The following is a 7052-nucleotide window of genomic DNA, read 5'->3' on the forward strand; positions in this document are numbered from 1 at the left end:
GCGACGGCCGCACCCCGTGGCGCCGTTGGGACATGTCGCAGGTGTGACACCAGAGGCCAGTGACATGATCACCGCCACAGCAGATTCTGTCGGACAGCGCGTGACTCCCAGCTGTACGAGAGGTGCTTGGCTGATGGCATGGATCCGCCTGACGGCGGCGATATCGACAGGTTTGCTGCTGGCCGCCGGAGGCGTACCGGCCGCCTCCGCCCGGACGCCCCAGGACACCGCGGCGCGACCCGCCGGCGGCCAGGGCGCGCCGCCCGTGACCGTACGCCTGGTGACCGGCGACCGCGTGACGGTGACGCCGGGGGCCGACGGCCGCCGCGCCGCCTCGGTCGAGCCGGGACCCGGCCGTGAGGGCATCGTCTTCCGCACGTACCAGGAGGACGGCGGCGACCTGACGGTGCTGCCGTCGGACGCCGCGGACCTGGTGGCCGCCGGGACGCTGGACCGGCGTCTGTTCGACGTGTCCACCCTGATCGCCCAGGGCTACGACGAGGCCGGCGCCTCCGCGCTGCCGCTGATCGTCGCCGCCTCCCCGCGCGGCGGCGTGGCCCGGACGACCGTGAAGAGCGAGAAGGCCGCGGCCGCCGTCGCGGACCGGGTCGCCGCGTTCAACGAGGCATCGGCCCCGGCGCGGACCCTCGCCAGTATCGACGCGCGGTCGCTGCGCGTCGCGGACGACGACCTCGGCGCCTTCTGGAAGGCCTTGAACCCGGGCGATGCCGAGGGCACCGCGCGCGCCGCCGCGACCCCGCGGGTGTGGCTGGACGGCCGGGTCGCGCCGGTGCTGGACCGCAGCACGGCGCAGATCAACGCGCCGACGGCGTGGAAGGCCGGGTACGAGGGCCAGGGCGTGAAGGTGGCCGTGCTGGACACCGGCGTGGACGCCGCCCACCCCGATCTGGCGGGCCGGATCGCGGAGTCGAAGGACTTCTCGGGCAGCGGGAACACCGTGGACCACTTCGGGCACGGCACGCACGTGGCGTCGATCGTCGGCGGTACGGGCGCTGCGTCGTCCGGTTCCCGCAAGGGCGTGGCACCGAAGGCGGAGCTGCTGATCGGCAAGGTGCTCGGTGACGACGGCTACGGTTCGGAGTCGCAGGTCATCGACGGCATGGAGTGGGCGGCCGCCGAGCACGCCAAGGTCGTCAACATGAGCCTCGGCTCCGACGAGCCGACCGACGGCACCGACCCGATGAGCCAGGCCCTCAACACGCTGTCCGCCTCTGGCGACACGCTCTTCGTCGTCGCGGCGGGCAACGCGGGCGAGAACGGCGAGTCCACCATCGGTTCGCCCGGTGCGGCCGACGCCGCGCTGACGGTGGGCGCCGTGGACCGCGACGACTCCCTCGCCTCCTTCTCCAGCCGCGGTCCGCGCCTCGGCGACAAGGCCGTCAAGCCCGACGTGACCGCCCCCGGCGTCGGCATCGTCGCCGCGCGTGCCTCCGGCACCACGATGGGCGACCCGGTCGACGCGAACTACACGGCGGCGTCGGGCACCTCGATGGCGACCCCGCACGTGGCGGGTGCCGTCGCGCTGATCGCGCAGCAGCATCCCGGCTGGACCGGTCAGCAGTTGAAGGACGCGCTGATCAGCACCGCGCACACCGTGCCGGGCACGAAGGCGACCGAGCAGGGCGGCGGCCGGATCGACGTCGCCGCGGCCATGGGCGCGGTCACGGCCACCGGCAGTGTGCTGCTGCCCGCCGTCCAGGTGGGCGGCGACAAGCAGCAGTCGGCGACCCTGCACTACACCAACACCGGTGACAAGGCAGTGGACCTGAAGCTGAGCGTGGCCCTGGCCAACTCCGACGGCGTGGCCCTGACGGCCGGTGTCGTCGCGCCCGGCGCGAGCACCGTCCACCTCGCCGCCGGCGCCTCCGCCGACGTGCCGCTGAGCACCGACGCGAAGGACGCCAAGCGCGGCGCCTACTACGGCTACGTCACCGCGACCGGCGCGGACGGGACCGTCCTCGCCCACACCACGCTCTCCCTGGTCGTGCACGCGCCGCTGCACCGGCTCACCGTGATCGCCCGCGACCGCGCGGGCAAGGTGCTGCCGGGCTGGCTGCCGACGATCTGGGGCCAGGACGGCTTCGTCTCGTACACCAGCGCCGACCCCGCGGTCGCCGTCGTCGAGGAGGGCACCTACCAGGTCGACTTCAGCACTTTGGACAACGCCTCGGACGGCCAGGAACTGGTCGAGGTGATCAACCCGCAGGTGAAGGTCGCCAAGGACACCACGGTGACGCTGGACGCCTCCAAGGTCACCCAGGTGCAGATCCGCACGCCCGAGCCCGCCGAGCAGCGCGGGATCCTCAGCTACCAGACGTACCGGCGCATCGAGGGACACGGCCTGATCCAGGGCGTGATGTTCTTCGACATCGCCAAGCGCATCTACGTCAGCCCGACCGCGCAGGTCACCGACGGCACCTTCGAGTTCGCCTCGCGCTGGCAGATGACCGCCCCGCAGTTGCGGGCGAAGGTGTCCGGCACCCCGACGCCCTTCGCCCCGTACTACCTGCCGGCCTCTCCGGTCTTCGACGACAAGGGCCTGCGGCTGACCGCGGTGGATGCCGGAGCGGGTACCGCCTCGGACCTCAAGGCCGCCCACGTGCGCGGGAAGCTCGCTGTCGTCCGCTACGACTTCGGCGACGACACCGAGCTGGCGAAGGCCGCCGCGGACGCCGGGGCCAGGGCGCTGATGCTCGTCATGCCCGAGGGCTTCTTCCCTTGGACGCGCTGGCAGCCGGAGGGCGACCGCCTCGCGCTGCCGATCATGCGCGCCGGCGCGACGGAGGGCACCGACCTGCTGAAGCGTGCCGGCAAGCGCACCACCACGGTGGACTTCTCCGGCACGGTGAAGAGCCCCTACCTTTACGACGTGATGCAGGTGTCCCAGCAGCGTGTTCCCGAGAAGCTGGTGTACACGGTCAGCGAACGCAACAGCGCGGTGGTGAAGGCTTCCTACACCCGCACCGGCGCCTCGGCCTGGGCGAGCGAGCAGCGTTTCGGCTGGCGCCCCTACCAGGAGTTCGCCTGGAACCAGTACACCCGTGACGTGCCGGTGGGACAGCAGCGCACCGAGTACGTGACGGCCGGTGACACGTTGTGGAGCCACACCGTGCACCACGACACCGTCATGGACCGCGACCTCGAGCTGGGCGTCGGCATGCAGGACGCCACCCGCACCTACCGGCCCGGACAGCACGCCGCGGAGAAGTGGTTCGCGGGGCCGGTGCGCCCGTCGGTCCCGCACGGTGTGACGGGCTGGCCCGGCTCGGTGCGCAACGGCGACACCTTGTCCCTGTACATCCCGGAGTTCACCGACTCCCAGTCCGGCCACTGGTCGTTCGCGGAGGCCGGCTCGCTGGGTGGCGGTGTGGGCACCGGTGCCGCGGTGTCCGCGGTGGGCGACCCGAGCGACGTGGCCCACGCCGAGGTGTACCGCAACGGCCGGCTCGTGGCGCAGTCCGACACCGGGGCCTGGGGCGGATTCGAGGTGCCCGCGGGCAAGGCCGGCTACCGGCTGGACCTCACCACCGCCCGCACCTCCGCCGACTGGCAGTTCGGCACCGGCACCAGGACGTCCTGGACGTTCACCTCGGACACCGCGGCGACGGCCACACTGCTGCCGCTGCTCCAGGTCGACTACAGCGCGCCGGTGGACCTCCGCAACGCGGTGGGTCCGAGCCGGTCGCACACCCTGGGTCTGAACGTACGGATGCCGGACGGCCTGGCCGCCCCGCGCGGGGTCACGCTCAAGGTCGAGGCGTCGTACGACGACGGCCGTACCTGGCACACCGCCCGCACCGCGCGGCACGGCGGCACGCGGTTCACCGCCACGGTCGAACGGCCGTCAGGCGTGCGCGGGGACGCGTACGTCAGCCTGCGGGTGACCGCGGTGGACGCCGCGGGCGACAGCGTGCGGCAGACCGTAGACCGCGCCTACCTGCACCACGGCCCCTCCTCGGGGCGGTGACGCCGGCCCTGCTGAGCGGCTGAACGACGGCGGGTGCCCGGGCGGAAGCCCCGGCACCCGCCGTTTGCTTGCCCGGTGGTGGCTCGCGGTGCAAACTTCAACGGGCCGTTCCGCTTCTCGGGGCCGGCCGCGGCGAGGGAGGGGCACGGCATGCTGGAGGCGGCAGGTCTCACGGCGATCGAGGAGACGGTCTACCGGCTCCTGGTCGGGACCGCGACCGCGTCGGCCCAGGAGGTCGCCGACCGGACCGGACTCCCGCGCGACTCCGCCGAGGCCGTCCTCGCGGCCCTGTGCGGCAAGGGCCTCGCCAGCCCCACCGACCGCGATCCGCTGCACTACGCCGCCGTACCGCCCGACGTGGCGCTGCTGCCGCGGTTGCAGCGCAACGCCGACGCGCTGGACAAGGCCCGTACCGCCGTCACCGACCTGCTCGACAGCTACCGCAGCACGCGCCGCAGGCACGACCCCGGCCAGCTCATCGAGGTCATCACCGGAGCAGAGGCGCTGCGCCAGCACCTGCGGCAGATGCAGGACAACGCGCGCCACGAGATGCTCTGGTTCTGCAAGGCGCAGTACGTGGCGATGCCCTCGGGCAGCAACCGCGCCGAGTACGACGCCCTCGCCCGCGGGGTGCGCTACCGCGTCCTGTACGAGCAGGCCTTCTTCGACGACGAGGGCGCCGTCGACAACGTAGTCGAAGGTGTGCGCGCCGGTGAGGTGGCCCGGTCGGTTCCGCACCTGCCGCTGCGCCTGGCCGTGGCCGACCGCGCCATCGCCATCTGCCCGCTGGTCCCCGGTGGGCCCCAGGGCAGTCCCCATGTGGCGACGGCCGCGCTGGTGCGAGGCAGCAGCCTGCTGGAGGCGCTCATCTCGCTCTTCGAGCGCTACTGGGAGACCGCGGTCCCGCTGAACGTCAGCGCCTCCGGCGGGGTGGAGGGCAGCGACGGGGTCGTCGACGCCGACCCGCTGACCGAGACCGACCGCCGGCTGCTCTCGCTGCTCGTGGCGGGTGTCGCCGACAAGGCAATCGCGAGCCAGATGGGGCTGAGCAGGCGTACCGTGCAGCGCCACATCCAGCACATGATGACGCTCGCCGGCGCCGACACGCGGATGCAGCTCGCCTGGCAGGCCGCTCGCCGCGGCTGGCTCTGAGGCCAGCCGCTCCCAGGCGAACTGACTGCTCGTCAGTCCTGGTGGCTCACCGTCCGGTGCGGGGCCGGCCGGGCGCGGGCGAGCCCGTACGGACCGGTCGCGGCGGCGGCCGGGCGGCGAGCCGGAACCCCTGGCACTGGCCCGAGCTTTCGGTCCTCGTCGCGGACCCGGCCGGTCGGTGGGGCGCTTGAACCATGAGTACCCGCCTACCAGCGGGTTCCGTGGAGCAGGCTGCCCTGCCGTCCTCGTCGCCCATGCCGGCGGTGGCCGGTCCGCTGCCCGGGCCGGAGGACGAGGCGCAGTACGGGTTCAAGCCGCTCTTTCACGGACCCTTTCGGCGCGCGCTGCCTCTACCAGTTCTACGGCACCGACAGCGACTCCAAGCTGACCGGTACCGGAACCCCGGAGCTGGACAAGCAGATCCACGCCGCCTCCGAGATATCCGACCCCGCCAAGCAGACCGCCCGCGCAAACGCCATCGAACGTGAGGAACTGGCGCAGTACGCCTTCCTGCCCCTCTTCAGCGGTCCGTCCGTCTACGGCGTCAGGAAGGGGCCGGCCGACGTCGGCGCCACGGTCTTCGGCACGCCGCTGCCGGAGACCGTCGGCTGGCAGAAGTAGCTCACGAGCGTGGCGGCCGCCCGGCGGGTCCGCTCACGTTGCGCTCGTGTCGTAGCCGGCCAGGAAGGGGCGCGCAGCAGGGCGAGCAGGGCCTCCGGCCGGTGCAGCGGGATGACGTGGCCGCAGTCGTCGATGACGTGTCCGGTGAGATCGTCGGTGACGGACCGGAGTTGGCGTTCCAGCGCCGAGCCGACGGGGCGGGCGCCCAGCGCCATCGTCGGCACGGTCAGGCGGGCCGTGCCGGCCGCCCGCTCGATCTGTGCCGCGCTCTCGGGCAGGGCCCGGTAGTACGAGAACGCACGGCTCAACGCCTCCCGGCCGGTGTAGGCGCGGACGAATGCGTCCCGGATGTCGGGGCGTACCCCGTCACGCAGCGTGCCGGCCCGCAGGAACCAGTCGACGTAGGCCGCCTCGTTCCCCGCCAGCACGGTCTCGGCGAGGCCGGGCGCGGCGGCGTGAAAGCCGAACCACCAGGGCGGCCCGTCGGCGAGGAAGTCCTCGGCGCCGGGCCGCCTCCCCAGCAGGGACTCCATGACGACCAGGCGCCGGACGAGGCCGGGGCGGCGCATGGCGAGGAGGAAGGCCGGCGGCGCGCCGGCGTCGACGGCCACCACAGAGGCCGAGGACACCCCGAGCGCGCCGAGGAGCGCCGCGGCGTCCTCGGCCAGGGTGCCCGCGTCGTACCCGGAGGCAGCGGGGCCGCTCGCGCCGAAGCCGCGCAGGTCCGGCGCGATGACGCGGTGGCTGCCCGACAGGCCGGCCATGGCGTCGGTTCACACCTGCCAGGTGTGCGGGAAGCCGTGCAACAGCAGGACGGCCGGGCCGGCTCCGGCGGGGGCGACGTTCAGTTCGACGCCGTTGACGGCAACGCGGCGCTGTTCGGGCATGGCGGGACTCCGAAGCCTGGTGAGGAAGGGTGACGTGGTCACCGTAGGGAACTAGGCTGTCCCGCCCAAGACGGCACTTTCCCTTCAGGTGGTGAGCTCCAGGTGACCACGTCGGGTCCCGACGGACATGACAGGCGGCCAGGTGAGCGTGGCGACCTGCTGGACCCGCGCTGCCCGACACGCCGGCTGCTCGACCGCATCGGCACCAAGTGGACGTCGATGACGGTCAAGGTGCTGGCCGAGGAGTCCCCGCACGAGGTCCGCTTCGCGGAGCTGCGGCGCCGTGTCCCGGGCATCTCGCAGAAGATGCTGTCCGTCACGCTGCAGAGCCTGGCCCGCGACGGCCTGGTGGCGCGCCGCGTGGAGCCCACCGTGCCGCCTGCCGTGCACTAGTGGACTGTCGC

General features: G+C 72.9%; 2 protein-coding genes and 2 pseudogenes. 3 read left to right on the forward strand and 1 reads right to left on the reverse strand.

Features of this window, described 5'->3' with window-relative positions; genetic code table 11:
* The first annotated feature begins 133 nt into the window (after positions 1 to 133).
* A complete protein-coding gene (locus LQ326_RS37120; protein WP_234543478.1) occupies positions 134 to 3988 on the forward strand; it encodes a S8 family peptidase in 3855 nt (1284 codons plus the stop codon).
* Positions 3989 to 4138: 150 nt separating this feature from the next.
* Complete coding sequence (locus LQ326_RS37125) at positions 4139 to 5140, forward strand: helix-turn-helix transcriptional regulator (RefSeq protein ID WP_234543479.1); 1002 nt, start codon at positions 4139 to 4141, stop codon at positions 5138 to 5140.
* A gap of 654 nt (positions 5141 to 5794) precedes the next feature.
* Here the strand turns inward: LQ326_RS37125 and LQ326_RS37130 are convergent.
* Positions 5795 to 6648, reverse strand: a pseudogene (locus LQ326_RS37130) (alpha/beta fold hydrolase).
* A gap of 102 nt (positions 6649 to 6750) precedes the next feature.
* Here LQ326_RS37130 and LQ326_RS37135 point away from each other — a divergent pair.
* Positions 6751 to 7038 (forward strand): annotated as a pseudogene (locus tag LQ326_RS37135) (winged helix-turn-helix transcriptional regulator); the annotation flags it as partial.
* Positions 7039 to 7052: the final 14 nt, after the last annotated feature.

It is taken from the genome of Streptomyces shenzhenensis, from assembly GCF_021462265.1.
In the GTDB taxonomy this organism is placed as follows: domain Bacteria; phylum Actinomycetota; class Actinomycetes; order Streptomycetales; family Streptomycetaceae; genus Streptomyces; species Streptomyces shenzhenensis.

What these genes read in the sequence shown, in the direction of transcription:
- LQ326_RS37125 (WP_234543479.1), top strand. Translation starts at nt 4,139, where the DNA reads ATGCTGGAGGCGGCAGGTCTCACGGCGATCGAGGAGACGGTCTACCGG.
- LQ326_RS37120 (WP_234543478.1), top strand. Translation starts at nt 134, where the DNA reads ATGGCATGGATCCGCCTGACGGCGGCGATATCGACAGGTTTGCTGCTG.